Source organism: Streptomyces olivochromogenes (assembly GCF_021538895.1).
Taxonomy (GTDB): Bacteria; Actinomycetota; Actinomycetes; order Streptomycetales; family Streptomycetaceae; genus Streptomyces; species Streptomyces olivochromogenes_A.
Window position 1 is genome coordinate 1 of the sequence record NZ_JADDRL010000020.1, and the last position, 14,452, is coordinate 14,452.

The 14,452-nt window shown below is 68.5% G+C and carries 18 protein-coding genes and 3 pseudogenes; 15 read left to right on the forward strand and 6 right to left on the reverse strand.

Features of this window, described 5'->3' with window-relative positions; translation table 11 throughout:
• Positions 1-247: 247 nt before the first annotated feature.
• The gene (locus tag IPZ69_RS12545; protein ID WP_235454161.1) at positions 248-709 is read right to left on the reverse strand and encodes a MarR family winged helix-turn-helix transcriptional regulator; all 462 of its coding nucleotides are present in this window, start codon (positions 707-709) and stop codon (positions 248-250) included.
• A 62-nt stretch (positions 710-771) separates the two neighbouring features.
• Between IPZ69_RS12545 and IPZ69_RS12550 the strand changes: the two genes are divergently transcribed.
• The gene (locus tag IPZ69_RS12550) at positions 772-1,143 is read left to right on the forward strand and encodes a hypothetical protein (RefSeq protein ID WP_235454162.1); all 372 of its coding nucleotides are present in this window, start codon (positions 772-774) and stop codon (positions 1,141-1,143) included.
• Positions 1,144-1,171: 28 nt separating this feature from the next.
• On the opposite strand, the pseudogene IPZ69_RS12555 reads toward IPZ69_RS12550, so the two are convergent.
• Positions 1,172-1,351 (reverse strand): annotated as a pseudogene (locus IPZ69_RS12555) (hypothetical protein); the annotation flags it as partial.
• 11 nt (positions 1,352-1,362) lie between these two features.
• On the opposite strand from IPZ69_RS12555, the pseudogene IPZ69_RS48065 reads away from it, so the two are divergent.
• Positions 1,363-1,527, forward strand: a pseudogene (locus IPZ69_RS48065) (IS701 family transposase); the annotation flags it as partial.
• Positions 1,528-1,550: 23 nt separating this feature from the next.
• On the opposite strand, the gene IPZ69_RS12560 reads toward IPZ69_RS48065, so the two are convergent.
• The gene (locus tag IPZ69_RS12560) at positions 1,551-2,099 is read right to left on the reverse strand and encodes an SRPBCC family protein (protein ID WP_235454163.1); all 549 of its coding nucleotides are present in this window, start codon (positions 2,097-2,099) and stop codon (positions 1,551-1,553) included.
• Positions 2,100-2,232: 133 nt separating this feature from the next.
• Here IPZ69_RS12560 and IPZ69_RS12565 point away from each other — a divergent pair, with 133 nt between their 5' ends.
• From IPZ69_RS12565 to IPZ69_RS12580, 4 genes are all read left to right on the forward strand, one after another.
• Positions 2,233-3,117 (forward strand): helix-turn-helix domain-containing protein, encoded by an 885-nt coding sequence (locus tag IPZ69_RS12565; RefSeq protein WP_235454164.1) that lies wholly within the window; start codon positions 2,233-2,235, stop codon positions 3,115-3,117.
• 122 nt (positions 3,118-3,239) lie between these two features.
• Positions 3,240-4,202, forward strand: coding sequence for an SMP-30/gluconolactonase/LRE family protein (locus tag IPZ69_RS12570; RefSeq protein WP_235454165.1), 963 nt, complete (start codon positions 3,240-3,242; stop codon positions 4,200-4,202).
• A gap of 94 nt (positions 4,203-4,296) precedes the next feature.
• Entirely contained in the window at positions 4,297-4,659 is a 363-nt protein-coding gene (locus IPZ69_RS12575; protein ID WP_235454166.1) for a hypothetical protein, read from the forward strand.
• Positions 4,660-5,236: 577 nt separating this feature from the next.
• Positions 5,237-5,917, forward strand: coding sequence for a DUF4232 domain-containing protein (locus tag IPZ69_RS12580; RefSeq protein WP_235454167.1), 681 nt, complete (start codon positions 5,237-5,239; stop codon positions 5,915-5,917).
• A gap of 347 nt (positions 5,918-6,264) precedes the next feature.
• Here the strand turns inward: IPZ69_RS12580 and IPZ69_RS12585 are convergent, their stop codons facing one another.
• The gene (locus IPZ69_RS12585; RefSeq protein ID WP_235454168.1) at positions 6,265-6,531 is read right to left on the reverse strand and encodes a hypothetical protein; all 267 of its coding nucleotides are present in this window, start codon (positions 6,529-6,531) and stop codon (positions 6,265-6,267) included.
• Between the two features lie 111 nt (positions 6,532-6,642).
• Here IPZ69_RS12585 and IPZ69_RS12590 point away from each other — a divergent pair, with 111 nt between their 5' ends.
• The 6 genes and pseudogenes from IPZ69_RS12590 to IPZ69_RS12615 all read left to right on the forward strand — a co-directional run bounded on the left by IPZ69_RS12590 (position 6,643) and on the right by IPZ69_RS12615 (position 9,466).
• Entirely contained in the window at positions 6,643-7,020 is a 378-nt protein-coding gene (locus tag IPZ69_RS12590; RefSeq protein WP_235454169.1) for a VOC family protein, read from the forward strand.
• 222 nt (positions 7,021-7,242) lie between these two features.
• Positions 7,243-7,386, forward strand: coding sequence for a hypothetical protein (locus IPZ69_RS12595; RefSeq protein WP_235454170.1), 144 nt, complete (start codon positions 7,243-7,245; stop codon positions 7,384-7,386).
• A gap of 490 nt (positions 7,387-7,876) precedes the next feature.
• Positions 7,877-8,190 (forward strand): annotated as a pseudogene (locus tag IPZ69_RS12600) (site-specific integrase); the annotation flags it as partial.
• Between the two features lie 142 nt (positions 8,191-8,332).
• Positions 8,333-8,659: a hypothetical protein gene (locus tag IPZ69_RS12605; protein WP_235454171.1), complete on the forward strand. Its 327-nt coding sequence runs from the start codon at positions 8,333-8,335 to the stop codon at positions 8,657-8,659.
• Between the two features lies 1 nt (position 8,660).
• Positions 8,661-8,897 (forward strand): pentapeptide repeat-containing protein, encoded by a 237-nt coding sequence (locus IPZ69_RS12610; protein ID WP_235454172.1) that lies wholly within the window; start codon positions 8,661-8,663, stop codon positions 8,895-8,897.
• A gap of 374 nt (positions 8,898-9,271) precedes the next feature.
• On the forward strand, positions 9,272-9,466 hold the full coding sequence (locus IPZ69_RS12615; protein ID WP_235454173.1) for a DUF397 domain-containing protein: 195 nt from the start codon (positions 9,272-9,274) through the stop codon (positions 9,464-9,466).
• 263 nt (positions 9,467-9,729) lie between these two features.
• Here IPZ69_RS12615 and IPZ69_RS12620 read toward each other — a convergent pair whose 3' ends face one another.
• Positions 9,730-10,668 carry an AraC family transcriptional regulator gene (locus IPZ69_RS12620; protein WP_235454174.1) on the reverse strand — a complete coding sequence of 313 codons (939 nt, stop codon included), beginning with the start codon at positions 10,666-10,668 and terminating at the stop codon, positions 9,730-9,732.
• A 111-nt stretch (positions 10,669-10,779) separates the two neighbouring features.
• On the opposite strand from IPZ69_RS12620, the gene IPZ69_RS12625 reads away from it, so the two are divergent.
• Entirely contained in the window at positions 10,780-11,628 is an 849-nt protein-coding gene (locus tag IPZ69_RS12625; protein WP_235454175.1) for an NmrA family NAD(P)-binding protein, read from the forward strand.
• Entirely contained in the window at positions 11,625-12,077 is a 453-nt protein-coding gene (locus IPZ69_RS12630) for a nuclear transport factor 2 family protein (RefSeq protein ID WP_235454176.1), read from the forward strand. Before IPZ69_RS12625 ends, IPZ69_RS12630 begins: the two co-directional genes overlap by 4 nt.
• Before the next feature lie 435 nt (positions 12,078-12,512).
• Here IPZ69_RS12630 and IPZ69_RS12635 read toward each other — a convergent pair whose 3' ends face one another.
• The gene (locus IPZ69_RS12635; protein ID WP_235454177.1) at positions 12,513-13,421 is read right to left on the reverse strand and encodes an NADP-dependent oxidoreductase; all 909 of its coding nucleotides are present in this window, start codon (positions 13,419-13,421) and stop codon (positions 12,513-12,515) included.
• Positions 13,422-13,578: 157 nt separating this feature from the next.
• Here IPZ69_RS12635 and IPZ69_RS12640 point away from each other — a divergent pair, with 157 nt between their 5' ends.
• Complete coding sequence (locus tag IPZ69_RS12640) at positions 13,579-14,196, forward strand: TetR/AcrR family transcriptional regulator (protein WP_235454178.1); 618 nt, start codon at positions 13,579-13,581, stop codon at positions 14,194-14,196.
• The last annotated feature ends 256 nt before the right edge of the window (positions 14,197-14,452 follow it).

A 14,452-nucleotide genomic window follows, 5' to 3' on the forward strand; every position in this document is an offset into this window, starting at 1 on the left:
GACCGCGCCGTACGACGTGCTGAACTGGGAAGACTGTCCGGCCTGCCGAATCCCAGAACTCCTGCCGTTACCACCGGGGCTTCTACGCCAGGCCCGATGCCGCGGATACTGACTTCGGCATTTCAGGGTTACGGCGGTGGGAGGCCGAGCGAGAGCCCGATGAAATCCACCGCCTCGAAGCGCCAAGTCAGTAAGGGCCCCTCGCTCACGGCCGAAGAGCGAAGGGCCGTCCCATTGCCCTCGTCCTCTACGGCAGGCCGGTGCGGTTCGCCATCACGCGCAGCGCCTCATCCAGCGCTGTTCGTTGCTCCTCCGTCAGCCCGGCCACGACCTCCTCGTCCAGGGTCCGCGCGATGGACGTGCAGCGGTCCAGCAAGCCTTGCCCCTCCTCGGTGAGTGTCAGTACCTGCCGTCGGCGGTCCCGCGGATCCCGGACCCGCTGAACCGCGCCGAGACCCTCCAGGTAGTCGGCCAGCGACACCATCAGGCTGGGCGCGACGCCCATCCGCGCGGCCAGTTCCTGCTGGGACGCCACGGCAGCAAGGCTGAGCGCGGCCATCAGGCCGACGTGCTTGGGTTTGAGGCCCAGCCCCTCAATCTCCCGTGTGAACCGGTCGGTGACCACCGTGCCGAGAGTGCCGAGCCTGAACACCACGGTCGAGGTCAGGCCCGAGGCATCGTCGGCCATCGCCCCATTGACATCGCTCATGCCAAAAATGATAGCTTCAAGAAATCATTCACAATCAGAATGATTCACGGGGAGATGTAACTATGAGCTCGTCCACCGTCCAGGCCATCCTCATTGCCGCCAACGGCCTCGCCTCCCTCACCTCGGCTGGCTTCTGCATCGCCGGAATGGCTAGGCCCGGCCTCGCGCTACCCAAGGGCATGGCCGTCAACGGGGGCACACATCTCTACGCGAACGCCTACGGAGCCCGGGCGATCCCCCTCGCCGCCGTCACCCTCGCTCTGTTCGCCATGGGCGACCGGTCTACCGTCGCCCCCGTTCTCGCCATCGCCGGACTGGCCCAGATCGGCGACTCCGCGATCGGCGTACAGCAGCGCAACAAGGGCATGGCCATCTGCGCCAGCCTCTTCGGTTTTCTTCACCTCGCGTCGGCGTGGTGGTTCCACAGGCACTGAACGCTCCGCGGCCTGCGAGATCCTTTCGCTATCGGCTTCTCGGGGCTCTGGATTGGTGCTGCGTGGCGGCCGCTGGGTGACCCAACTCAGGGGGTGGGCCGACGTAGTCGAGGCCGTAGCCGACGACGAACTCGTTGGGGATGTCGAAGCCAACCCATTCCACGTCGATGGCGACCTTGGCGGCGTCGGGCTTGCGCAGCAGCGTGCACCGGCCCCGTCCCACCAGCCCCAACCGCCTTGCTGGCCCAGGGCCTTACGAGCCATCCGTTCCTGGCTCACCCCCGCCATCACCCTCAACCGGTGGTGGTAAGCATGGACGGACACGGACCCACCCTCCGAACTCCAGGCCCTGATCGACGCGGTCACCACCGGACACGGCATTGACCTCTACTGCAGGATTTAACGAACTACCGGTAGCTGGAGATGCGGCGTGGGCTGCGGGCGGTGTCGGGGTGGCGTTCTTCGGCGATCCACTGGGCGAGGGCTGCCAGTGTGGTTTCGGCGCTGTCCGCCATGTAGTCGCGCAGTGCGTCGAGGTCGGCGGAGGTGGTGCCAAGCACCGGGTCGAGGCGCAGGAGCTGCCAGGACTGCTGGACGAGGGTTCCGCGTCCTCGGGGCTCGAAGGTCCAGCTCCATCGCACGATGCCGTCGTCGGCGCCGCCGACGATGAAGGTGAAGGCGGTGCCGGGTTCGGCCCGCGTGATCTGGGAGCGAGTGGTCCACTGCTTGCCGTTCCTGTGGTTGCGGCCGCTGAACCAGGCGCCGACCAGGGGGCCGGCGTTCTGGTCGTAGGCGACGTCGGTGGCGTTGGGGCTCCACCGGTGGATGGCGGACACGTCGCTGATGAGGTCGTAGACCCGTGCGGGGGCGGCGCCGACCCATGCGCGCCTGGTGAAGGCGAAATCCGACGCGTTCAGGATTTCGAAGCGGTCGTGTTCGCGGGTCGTGCTGCTCAAGGCGTTCCTCCTGTACGAGTGCGGGATGCGGTGGACTCAGCTCATCGCCGCTCGGGCCGGGGAGCCAGTCCCGCTGGTGCCTATCCCCGGCGGGGAGAGGCTCTGCGTCGCGGGTCGGCACATACTCGGTGCCATGAACGGGACATCACAGCTCGGGGACTTCCTGCGGACGCGGCGCTCCCAGCTGCGCCCCGAAGAGGCCGGCGTGCCTACCTACGGGGAGCGCCGGCGGGTGCCCGGTCTTCGCCGCGAGGAGCTGGCACTGCTGGCGGGGGTGAGCGCCTCCTACTACGCCCGCCTGGAGCAGGGGCACTCGCTGGGCGCCTCGCCCGAGGTGCTGGACGCGATCGCCCGAGCTCTGCGCCTGGACGAGTCCGAGCACCGGCACCTGCACGACCTGGCCCGACCGGCCAAGCCCCGTAGCGGGCGGCGCCCCGCGCCGGAGCGCATGACGGAGGCGACCGCCCAACTGCTGGACGCCCTCGGGGACGTTCCCGCTATCGTCATCGACCGGCGCAGTGACGTCCTGGCGTGGAACCGGCTGGGCCACGCGCTGTTCGCCGGGCACCTCGACCCCGGTGCACCGGACGTACCGGCGCAGCGCCCCAACATGGCCAGGCTGGTATTCCTTGACGCCCATATCCGAGACCTGTATGCGCACTGGCCGGACAAGGCTAGGGCGGTGGTGGGGAATCTGCGCCTGGTGGCGGGCCAGTACCCGCAGGACGCCGCGCTGCACACCCTGCTGGGTGAGCTGAGCACGAAGAGCGAGGACTTCGCCTCGATGTGGGCCGACCACCGGGTCAAGGCCTGCGCGGTAGCCAAGTACGAGATGCGTCACCCGCTGGTCGGCTCACTGACCGTGATGCAGCAGACCCTGAGCCAGGGACCGGGCCCCAGCGTCGTCGTGGCAACCACCGCGGCGGACTCACCCTCGAGAGCCGCCCTGGAACTCCTCGCCCAGGCCACCACCCGGGACGCCCCTGCCCGTTCGGACAGTCGGCTCAGCACCGGCTGACCCCGTATCCCTCCCTCCCGTCGGCACCCGCGCATGCTGGTCCCGGCCGGGCATCTTTCCACCCTCCGTCCTCATGCGTCGGCGTGCCGCTGCCGCATGCCCGAAAGCAGTGAAGGAACCCCGTGTTCACCAAGCTCTCCAAGTCCGCCGTGTCGGCCGCCGTCCTGGCCGCCGCGGTCGCGATGGCCGCTCCGGCCCCGGCGTCGGCCGCCTCCGACCCGCTCAGGTGCGCGCGTACCGTCGTGCACTTCGACCTGGCCAAGGGCCAGACGCCGGAGAATATCGCCCTGGGCCCGGACGGCACCGCGTACGTCAGCCTCGCCAAGGCCCGCCAGGTCGCCGCGGTCTCCCGGCACGGTGGCGTACGGATCCTGGCCACCCTGCCCGCACCCGCCGACGGCGGCATCCACACCCCGGCGCTGGGCTTCCCGCTGACCACCGGCGTCGTCCGGGCCCAGGACGGCACCTTGTACTTCCTGTACGCCACCGGCACTGCGGACCTGACCGGCGTATGGCGCCTACGCCCGGGCGGCCGGCCGCAGCGCATCGCCGCACTGCCCGCCGCCGGCCTGCCCAACGGCCTGGCCCTGGACACCCGTACCCGCACCCTGTACGTCACCGATTCCACCCTGGGCACCGTCTGGCGCGTGCCCGCCTCCGGCGGCACTGCAACCGCCTGGTCCACCGACCCGGCGCTGGCCCCCGCCGGGTTCCTCGGCGCCAACGGCCTGAAGATCCACAACGGGGCGCTCTGGGCCACCAACCTCGACAAGGGCACCATCGTCCGTATCCCGACCCTGGCCGACGGGCGCGCCGGCACCGCCCGGGTCGCCGCCACCGGCCTGACCGGGATCGACGACTTCGCCTTCACCGGCCACGGCGACCAGATCATCGCCGCCCTCAACACCGTCAACCAGGTCGCCCTGATCCGGCCCGACGGCACCCGCACCACCGTCCTGACCGCCGCCGACGGCCTCCAGGGCCCGACTTCCATCGCCCTGCGCGGCAACACCGTCCACGTCGCGAGCGCCGCCTACCTCACCGCGAAGGACCCCAACCTCGTCCTCGCCCACCTGGGCGGCTGAGCCCCGCTCAGCACAACGCCCGTCAGCGCACCCCGGCCCGGGGAGCACACCTCCCCGGCCGGCACCGATCAGCCCGCACCCTACGGAGAACCCCATGCCCGACATGCACGAGACCATCCTGGGCGACGTCACCGTCACCCGCGTCGAGGAAATGCACGGGCCGATCATGCCCGCCGACCAGTTCTTCCCCGACCTGCCCGAGCAGGCGTGGAAGGACCACCGCGAGCCGCTCGTCCCCGATCACCTGGGCGCGGACGACGCCATGGTCCACGTCGCGATGCAGACCTGGCTGCTGCGCAGCGAGGGCCGCACCATCCTGGTCGACACCGGCGTCGGCAACGACAAGTCCCGCCCGACCGTCGCGGCGTGGGACCACTTGCGGCTGGACTACCTCGGCACCCTCGCCCGGGCCGGCGTGCGGCCCGAGGGAGATCCGGAGCTTATCCGGGGTCCATAGCCAAGGGCTGTCCGTGAACACCACGGGATCGCAGGACGGGTCCAGGATCCCCAGCCCGTTCGACAAGCCGATCCACCCCTACAGCTCACTGCGGCGGCCCGTCTCCTCCCGCGCCCAGGTTGTAAAACTCGGACCCACCGCCCGTGTCAGGGCGCGGCCGACGCAACTTCATCCGAGCCTCGCGCCATATATGCGCCAAGTGACGATGTAGGCACCGCCGGCTAGCGGTATGGCAGCCACCCACACCAACAACCGCGCAACCGTCCACCACGTCGTTTCTGCCGACCCAATCCAGCTCAGCTGACCCAACCGAAACAGGGAGGCTAGAACGCATGAGAACGGGGGTCGTGCGTCGATGGCGTCAAGGCTGCCGAGGGGCAGGGGAGCCGAGGCCGTCCGAACGGCAAGTGTTTGTCAGATGAGGTCCGGCGCACCCCGGTTGCCGAGGTTACCGGTGAGTTGTTTCACGGGCGGGTGTTCGATCGTCAGCAGAACCGCAGGCGGGGCATCCGTCGTGACCTACTCACGTCGAAGACCACCGGCACTGCGCCGGACTGATCCAGGGGGACAACCACTCATGCGTCTGCGTACTGCCACCTTTGTGACGGCCGCTGTATTCGTCGCCAGCCTCAGCCTTACGGCCTGCAATTCGGGGACCGACGAAGCCAAGACCGAAGACACCTCCAGCCCGGTCGCCACGGCCTCGCCGACCTCGAAGGCCTCTGCCACCGCCGGCACGTCCACAGGCAAGACAGGCGGAAGCCAGGCCTCTGCGACTGCGGCCGGCTCGGCCGGCTCCGGGTCCGGCGGAGGTGCTGTCAGCGCGTGCACCACGAAGACGACCACCGTCCAGTTCATCGCCTCGGCCGCACACGCCAGCGAGTCGGAGCCCGCCACTGCCACGGTCAAGGTCACCAACACCTCGGGCAGCACCTGCACCATCGTGGGCGCGACCTCCCTGACCGCCAAGGACGACCAGGGCAAGGCCGACCCCATCGAGACCGACAACTCGGCTGCCGGCACCGACTCCGTTGACCTCGCCCCCGGCGCCTCCGCCACTGCCGACGTCCTCTACACGGACCTCAACTTCGACGGCAGCCAGTCCGCCCGCGAGGTCTGCGCAGTACAGGCCTCCAAGGTCGAGATCGCGCTCCCGAAGGACGTCGCACGCACCGTGAAGGTCACCAAGGCAAGCGGCTCGACCGGGATCTTCAACGTCTGCACCCAGGACGTGAAGTTCGGCTCCTTCCACTCCTAGGGCGTGTGATGTCGTGGTCGATCTTGCCGATCCGGATCCGGTAGGAAGACGGTCATGGCGCACAGGCAACTCACCTACCAGCAGCGGAAATTGTTCGAGCCGTTCCTGCCGATAGGCGAGTACGCCTCAGCACCACGACCACGAACACCGCTCAGGGCGTGGTCGCCGTCAACCGCACCCGCAACAACGTCAGCTGACTCCGGGCACCCCGCCCGGTCCTCGCCTCACCGCGACCCGCAGGCGGGCGAGGACCGGGAAGGCTTCGTTGGCCTCGCGGGATCCTTGGCCCAGCTCGCATCGCTGCCATCGCATCCAGCAGGGGCCAGGCGCCAGTCGTCACCGAGCGGTCAGCGGTCCCTCTTCCGGAAGATTAGTAGTGCCCGCTCTTGATCTGCGTCGACGGTGTAAGTACTCATCCGGTCCAGCTGCCAGCCCTCTTGCTCGACCAGGTGGATCGCCTGAGACACCTGATCCTGTACCGCCCTCTTCGGGTCCACGCCCTGCCACCCGATGCCGCGTCCGATGAGGGGGACGATCGCCGAGTAGATGGTGCAGTCCGTCAGACGCTGCCGACGGGCGCCTTCCGCAATGGCGTTGATGATCGGATCAAGCACGCTGCCTCCTCGCCCCGGCACCGATGGTAGGTGGCCTTCTCCGGACTACGTCTTGGGGTGCACCGATCTATTGCATCGCGGGCGTCCGGCGTCGCGATTTACGATGATCGGATGCTGAGGTTCACCGATGTCATTCTCGACTGTCCCGACCCCTGGAAGCTGGCCGAGTTCTATGCCGAGCTGCTGGGCTGGGAGATCAACACGGACATCAGTCAGAAGGACTGGGTCAACCTGCGCAATGACGGCGTCGAGCTGTCGTTTCAGCGGGTGGAGAACTACCAGCGGCCCTCCTGGCCGGGTCAGGAGCATCCGCAGCAGTTCCACCTCGACTTCGAAGTGGACGAGTTCGAGCCCGAACAGCGCCGGGTGATCAAGCTGGGCGCCACCTTCCAAAAGAGCTTCGTCGGCGAGTCCGGCTACGGCTGGCAGGTCTACACCGACCCGGCCGGGCATCCCTTCTGCCTGTGCCGCAACCGTCCCCAGCCCTGACCGCACACGACGAGAAACCGCCCCGGCCACGGATGGAGCCGGGGCGGCTGCTTATCCCCGCACGAACTGGGTGTTGCGCATGAGCATCGCCGGAGGTGACAACCGTCCAGGTCACGAAGGCTCCGTCGATGCGGCCACTGCAGTGGTGCGAGCAACGATCTCCCGGAAGGCGGGAATTCCCCAGTTGGCGGACTCCTGCTGCCGGGAGATCTGCGCGTCGAGGTGGGTGAGCTTCTCCTCGGCGTGGGTCAGGCTGTTCTGCAGGCCTTGGATCTCGCCGAGCCAACCCTCGCGTTCGGCTTCCAGGATGCGCGCGAGGAGGTTGCCGCGGATGCCAACGAGCCGCGCTGCTGTTCTGTCGCGTGACGCTGCCCTGCGCGGATACTGAAGGGGCCTTGCCTCGGTGACGCCAAGGAGCGCGTGCCGGCTTGTGCGCCAGCTTCATCCACACCATGCAGTCCCGGGCGTCCTCCCGGGTTGCGCGGTCCCCCTCGATCCCGAGTCCCCACAAGAACCGGAACCAGGGCAGCAGATCCATGCCGTACGAGCGTGGCGTCAGCGGCAAGCCGTCTGTCGCCATCACTTCCTTGAGGTACAGCACGGTGGGCTCGACCGGTCTCCCGACCGAATCGAGGACCCTGTACGGCTCCCCGGGGTTCCCGTCTCCAGTAGCCGGCCCAACTCGGGCAGGACGAAGTCCCTCGGATCCCTTCCGGGACGTTGCTCATCAAGAACGTCGACAGCTCGCAGACACCCCATCTGATCTGCGAAGACTCATGAGTTAGTTCGGTCAACAGGCCTGGACTGCCACGACGGCACCCCGGCAGACCCGGGCAGTTGCCGCTCCCCCCGCGGACGCCCCGGCCCGGGGAAGGTCGTCAGCCCACGCGATGTATGCCCGGACACCGGCCTGGCCCGCTCTCCTACGGCCAGGCCCGCGCACTGCTGAACGAGCACACCGCCGTGCGCGGGCCAGGAACCGGCTGGGACCTGCACGAGTACCGCCACTCCGCCCTCACGCACCTCGGTGAACAGGGCGCCTCTTTACTAATGCTGATGGCAAAGTCGAGGCACAAGAAGTCGGAAAACGTCCGCCGCTACTTCAAGCCGTCCCCCGAGGCGATCTCGGAGCCGACAAGCCTCCTCGCCCCTGGTGACGCGCGGCGCTGAGTCACCCGTTCAAATCAAATGCGCGAACTAGAGCCCTTTCAAGTCAACTTGAAGCGGTCTTACTGTCGCCATTGCCCCTCGCCGCTCAGACTGTCATCGGCCACTGCTGGGGTGGCCCTGGCAAGCCGGGCGGAGCGGGTCAATGGCGTCCCTGGACATTTCGAGGATCGATCGTCGTGTGCGGGATGAGGTGAAAAAGCGGGGCTTGTTCCTCGTCTCACCCGACGAGATTCCTGGCGGAGTGGACGTCTTCGTCTTCGTGTGTACCGACCCGAACCCGAAAGACTGCGGGTTCACGAGGGTGGGGCAGGTGGTCGGGACCGGGACGTCGGGCAATTTCTTCCGCCCCTACGTGATGGACGGTGTGAACACGAAGCCGGCGGTGTCGCTCACGAGGCTCCAGGGGTTCTTCACAAGCTGGGAAGACGGGATCAAGGCTGTGCTCGTTGCGTACGACGATTGGCACTGACGTGGGCCACGACTTCGACCTCACAGACGCCACGTTCGACGGCGGAGACCTCTCCGGCGCGGTGTTCTCCGGCGGCACGGTCAGCTTCATCGGCGCGCAGTTCTCCGGCGGCGGGGACAGCGCGGTCGACTTCGTCGGCGCGCGCGGTATGGCGCCGACTCACCTGGTCCCGCCGAGGGGGTCGCCCTTGCCGACCGGGCTCAGCCTGCCTCCTGCGTGGTACCCCGCCCCAGTCTGAGAAGGCCTATCCCGGGGGCATGAGGCTGGCGGACTACAGCTGCGGGGGCTGGCCGTACTCGCCGGCGCCCGGCTCGGGGCCGTCGTGCTGGGTGATTAGAACAAAGTGGGAGTCTCGACCGCAGCGGCGGCAGGCACGTCTTCGGGGAGCTCGTCCTGAATGGCGAGTGCGTCGGCTGCCGGAACGTGGACCATCGAGCAGGGACACAGCACCCGAGCGCGGGGCGTGCGCTTGTGGGCGATGCCCCGTAGGTCCGGTCATATCTCCTCTCCGTCCTGCTGCTGGTCTTGCCGCAACTCCGCGAAAACGATCACCGGATCGTGTCACCCTCCGCCTGTCCCTCTCATCAGGGTTTCGTTCGTGAGGAGTTCCCCATGTCCCAGCCTCCGGCTCACGTCGTCTGGCGGAAGAGCAGCTACAGCAGCGACTACACCGGCAACTGCGTGGAGGTCGCCGCGCTGGGTGCGTCCGTGGGCATCCGGGACTCGAAGCAGTCCCGTGGTCCCGTCCTCACGGTTCCGCGCAAGGCATTCGCCGTTTTCGTCGCCCACGCCGTGCAGGACGCGTAGCTACCGGTCAGCGTCTGTTGCCCCCCATTGGGCCCAATGGGGGGCAACAGGGTTCAGCGGGACTGGCCTTGCTGCCGAGCCTGGTCGGTCGTCGGCCCCGGGGCGAATGCCGATGGCCCGGGCGCGGGGCCTAGGCCGGTGCAGCCGCCCGCTAGCGACGACTTCTCTGTCAAGTCCAGCGTGTTGAGCAAGAGCTGACCGAACCCTCTGACCTGACGGGGGCGCTGAGCATGATCACGGCTTGGACCAGTGCATGACGCTGCTCACGAGCCGTGGTGCGTGGTGAGCAGTCGCGTCTCTTGGGCCGCTCGTTCCCTCTGCCGCCAGGTTCCGGGCGGTTCTCCGTGGTGGCGGCGGAAGGCAGCGGCGAAGGCGAAGGGGGAACCGTAGCCGACGGCGTCGGCGATCTGGGGCAGAGTGAGATCATCGGCGCGCAGGTGGTCGCGGGCGATGGTCATGCGCCATTCGGTCAGGTACTGCATGGGGGCCTGGCCGAGTGCCTCCCGGAACACCCGCGCGAAGGCGGCCCGGGACAGGCCGCTGATCTCGGCGAGTTCGGGGACCGTCCACGGGTGAGCCGCGTTGTCGTGCATGGCTTGGAGCGCGGTACCCAGCCGCGGGTCCGCGGATGCCCGGTACCAACGTGGTGCGGTCGTGCTGCGGCGGAAGTCGCTGCGGATGGCCAGGACGAGGAGCAGGTCCAGGAGGCGGTCCAGGACAATCTGCTGGGCGAGTTCGGTCCGGACCAGTTCCCGGGACAGCAACGTGATCACGTCCCGTAGGGGATCGTCGTCGGCCGCCGAGAGGGTCATGACCTGGGGCAGTGCGTCCAGGAGCCCGCTGCCGACGTCGCCGGAGAATTGGTAGGCGCCGCAGAGGAACACGGTGGCCTGCGGGTTGTCCCCGGGGCTCATCTGGGCGTGGCGTGCCCGGAACTCCTGGGGCTCCAGGCATTCGGCGCCCGGCTCATGTCCGATGTAGTGGTTCGGCCCGCCGCGTACCAGCGTGACGCTTCCTGGTATGAGCTCCACGGTGCTGCCGGGGGTGTCCAGCCAGAGGTAGCCGCGGCCGCGGACGACCGTGTGCACCGACAGCTGTATCGAACCACCCAGCCGCAGTCCCCACGGCGGTTCGGCGACCGTCCGCGCGAACACCGCGCCGGTGGCGCGTGCCCGCACCAGGTGGTCGGTCAACAGGTCCATGGGGTCAGCTTGACCAGCGCGAACACCCAGGGTCAAGGTGTGAGAGCTTCACGTAAAAAGACAAGCGAATCACGCATGGAGGATCTCGCTCCGAGCTTCGAGCATGGAGTCATGAACAACGAAGCCTCCACCGCACTCATCCTTGGCGGAACCGGCCGGACCGGTTCCCTGCTGGCCGACGCGCTCGCCCAGCGAGGAAGCATCACCCGTACCGCGGCACGTAGCGGAGCGGACGTCCGGTTCGACTGGGACGACCCGGCCACCCACGCGGCCGCTCTCGCCGGAGCTGACCGTCTCTATCTGGTGACACCCACCATGCGCGTCAGCTACGCCGACCAGGTCGGCGCCTTCCTGGACCTCGCCGAGGCGGCCGGCGTGCGCCACGTCACCTACCTGAGCGTCTACAACGCCGACCATGCGCCGACGGGGACCGACATCGCGGCCGTCGAGGCCGATCTGGCATCCCGGGGCGGCATCACGCACTCGGTCCTGCGCCCCTCGTGGGTGATGCAGAACTTCGCCGACGATCACCTCCCGGTCATCGACGGAGTGATCACGGCCCCGAGCGCAGGCGGAAGGGAAGCCTTCGTCGACGCGGCCGACATCGCGGCGGTCGCGGCCGAGACGCTGCTGGACCCCGAAACCCACGCCGACACCACCTACTCGCTCACTGGCCCGCAGGCCCTCACCTTCCAGGACATCGCGGACGCCATCGCCTCCGTGAGCGGCCGCCCCGTCACCTACCGCGACATCGACCAGGAGACGTGGATCAACGGCGCGCTCGCCATAGGCGTCCCCGCCGACTACGCGGTGATGATGCGCTGGCTCACCGGTGCCATCGTCGCCGGCAACGGTGCCACGCCCACCGGCGACACCGAGAAGGTCACCGGCCGGCCGGCCACCACCTTCCGCGAGTTCGCCGAGCGCAACGCCCACGCCTGGACCTCGGAGGCGAAGTGACCAAGACCGTCAGCGACGACACTCCCCTGGTCGGGGCGAACAGCCCGTTCTTCCGCATCATCAAGCAGGGGCTGGATGGCCTGGCCGACGGGGACGACTACTACGACCTGCTGGCCGAGGATGTGGTCTTCGAATACGTGATCACCGTGCCGGGCTACCCCCGGCGGGTCGAGGGACGCCAGGCAATCACCGACCTGTACAGCGACTACGGCGACTACGTGACGCTGCACGGTGCGGACAACCTGCGCGTCCACCGGGACCCCGAGACATCGGTGGTGGTCCTGGAGTACGAAGTGCACGGCACGTCGGTCCAGACGGGGCGGCCGTACGACAACCGCTTCGTCTCCGTCGTGACCATCAAAGACCGCAAGGTGACGCACTGGCGCGACTACCTGGACCCCATCGCCGTATTCGACGCCCAGGGATGGCCGCAAGTCCGCCGCTCGTAACAGCCAGCGCACCCGCCGAGGCCGCTGTCACCCAGGCGATCCGCCTTCCTCGCCAAGGCGCTGACGCCTGCGCCCTTCGCACGCCCGCGTCTGCTGCAAGCCGACGCGGGCGTGCGGCCTTCAAGTGACACCGAGTCACTCAACCGCGCGCATCATCTCCTGAACGGACCGGAGATATCCATGAGGCACAGGTGCTTCCGACCGCTCTCGGCCGCGGTCCTGGCTCGGGCAGGCATCAGGATGGAACTGACGGTGCATCAATCGGGCATCGGATGCGATGCCGATGTGCTGTCGTCGCCGTACGGCGGCGAGGGTCCTGCTCAGGCCGACCGGTGGTGTCGTGGACGCTGCGGATGGGGCCACAGCCGGTCTGGGAGCGTCCCGGCTGCGGCCCGGGGCCGCCTCACTTGCCCGCGCGAGGCGGGGGCTGCGGGGTCAGGGAAGGAGGACGACCTTGCCCTCGTTGCGGCGGGCTTCGATGTCGGCGTGGGCCTGCGGGGCCTCCGCCAGGGGGTAGGCCCGCCACACCGGGACGTCGAGCTTGCCTGCGGCGATCAGGCCGGCCAGCTGCGGCAAGGCCTCGGGGAACCGGTCGGCGGGGTCCATGCCGGTGAAGCGCACCCCGTGCTGGGCGAAGGACGGGTCGGCGATGGTGATGACCTGGCCGGCGTCGCCGGCCAGGGTGACGGACTCGGCGAGCACGCCCGCGCCGGAGGCGTCGAACACGAAGTCCACCCCGTCCGGAGCGGCGGCCCTGACCCGCTCCACCCAGCCCTCGCCGTGGCCGACGGCGGTGGCGCCGAGGCCGCTGACGCGCTCGATGTCCTGCTCAGCGACGGTGCCGACCACGGCGATGCCGCGGGCGGCGGCCAGCTGCACCGCGATGGTGCCGACGCTGCCGCCCGCACCGTGGATCAGCAGGGTCTGGCCCGCCTCGACCCCCAGGTGCTCCAGGGCGCGGTAGGCGGCCTCGCCGACGGTGATCAGGCCGGCTGCGGTCTCGAACGACAGCTCCTTCGGCTTGGCGTACGGCCGGTCCAGTAGCGCGTATTCGCTGTAGCCACCGACCGAAGCGACGCCGAAGACCTCGTCGCCGACCGCGAAGCTCGCGTCCTCGCCGACCTTGTCGACCACACCGGCGACGTCCCAGCCCGGGATCATCGGGAACTCGACGGGGAAGACGCCCTGCATCATCCCCGCGCGGATCCGCACGTCGATGGGGTTCACGGCGGCGGCCCGCACCCGGACGCGGACCTGGCCCGGGCCCGGCTCCGGCGCCGGGACCTCCGACAGCGTCAGCACGCCGGGCGCGCCGTACTCGGAGAAAGTGATCGCAGTGGACATCAGGAACTCCCACAGGGAAGGGAAACTGCACACATCCTGAATCATTCAGTGCGTGTGATTACCCTTCCTGTGTATCACACGTGACGTGTGATTAATGAAGGCCGGCGGCCGTGACCCTCATCACACGCCATGTATGATTCTTGGGTAGGATGGCCTCATGTCCTCCACGCCCGTCCACCGCCGCCAGCCGGCCCTGAGCAACCCGCGAGTCCAGCGCACCCGCGCCCGCATCCTCACCGTCGCCCGTGAGCTGCTGCCCGAGGTCGGGCCGACCGGACTGACCTACGCGCTGCTGGCCGAGCGGGCCGACGTCACCCGCCAGACCCTCTACCGGCACTGGGCCAACCGCGCCGCCCTGCTCTTCGACCTCATCCTCGAAGGACCCGACCTCGGCGCTTACCCCGAGCCGGGCAGCGACGTGCGCGCCGTGGCCACCGCCTGGCTGAAGAGCCTGCGCACCGGCATCAGCGACCCCGCCATCCGTACCGCCGTCCTCGCCGTCACCGCCCAGGCCGACCACGACCCCGACAGCGCCCAGGCCCTCGTCCGCATCGGCGAAGACCGCCACGCCGCGCTGAACAAACTGCTCGAACCCTCCGGCGTCCAGATCAGCAACGACGAGTACACGATGCTCTACGGGCCCGTCCTCGCCCGGCTCTTCCTCGACCGCGGCCAGGTCACCGACACCTTGATCGACACCGTCGTCACCCAGTGGCTCACCACCCTCGAACACCCAGGCGCACTCCCGCAGCCACACCCCCCGACCAGAGCCTGATCACAGAGCACCACCCGGACCTAGCCGCCGCACTCCTCAGAACGGCTGTCCGCGTCGGGCAGATCGCAGAGCAATGGACCTCAGGGAGGGGCATCACGCTGGCAGTGTCGGTTTCTTCGGGAGTCTTTTTGCGGCGAGCATCAAGATCAATCTCAGTGACTCTTAATGTCCCTCAGGTGCTGCGGCGCCGCCCGCTTGGTCGTGATGAGAGCCGGGACATCCCGTCAAGGGCATCCGGGGTCGGTCCACGATCGTG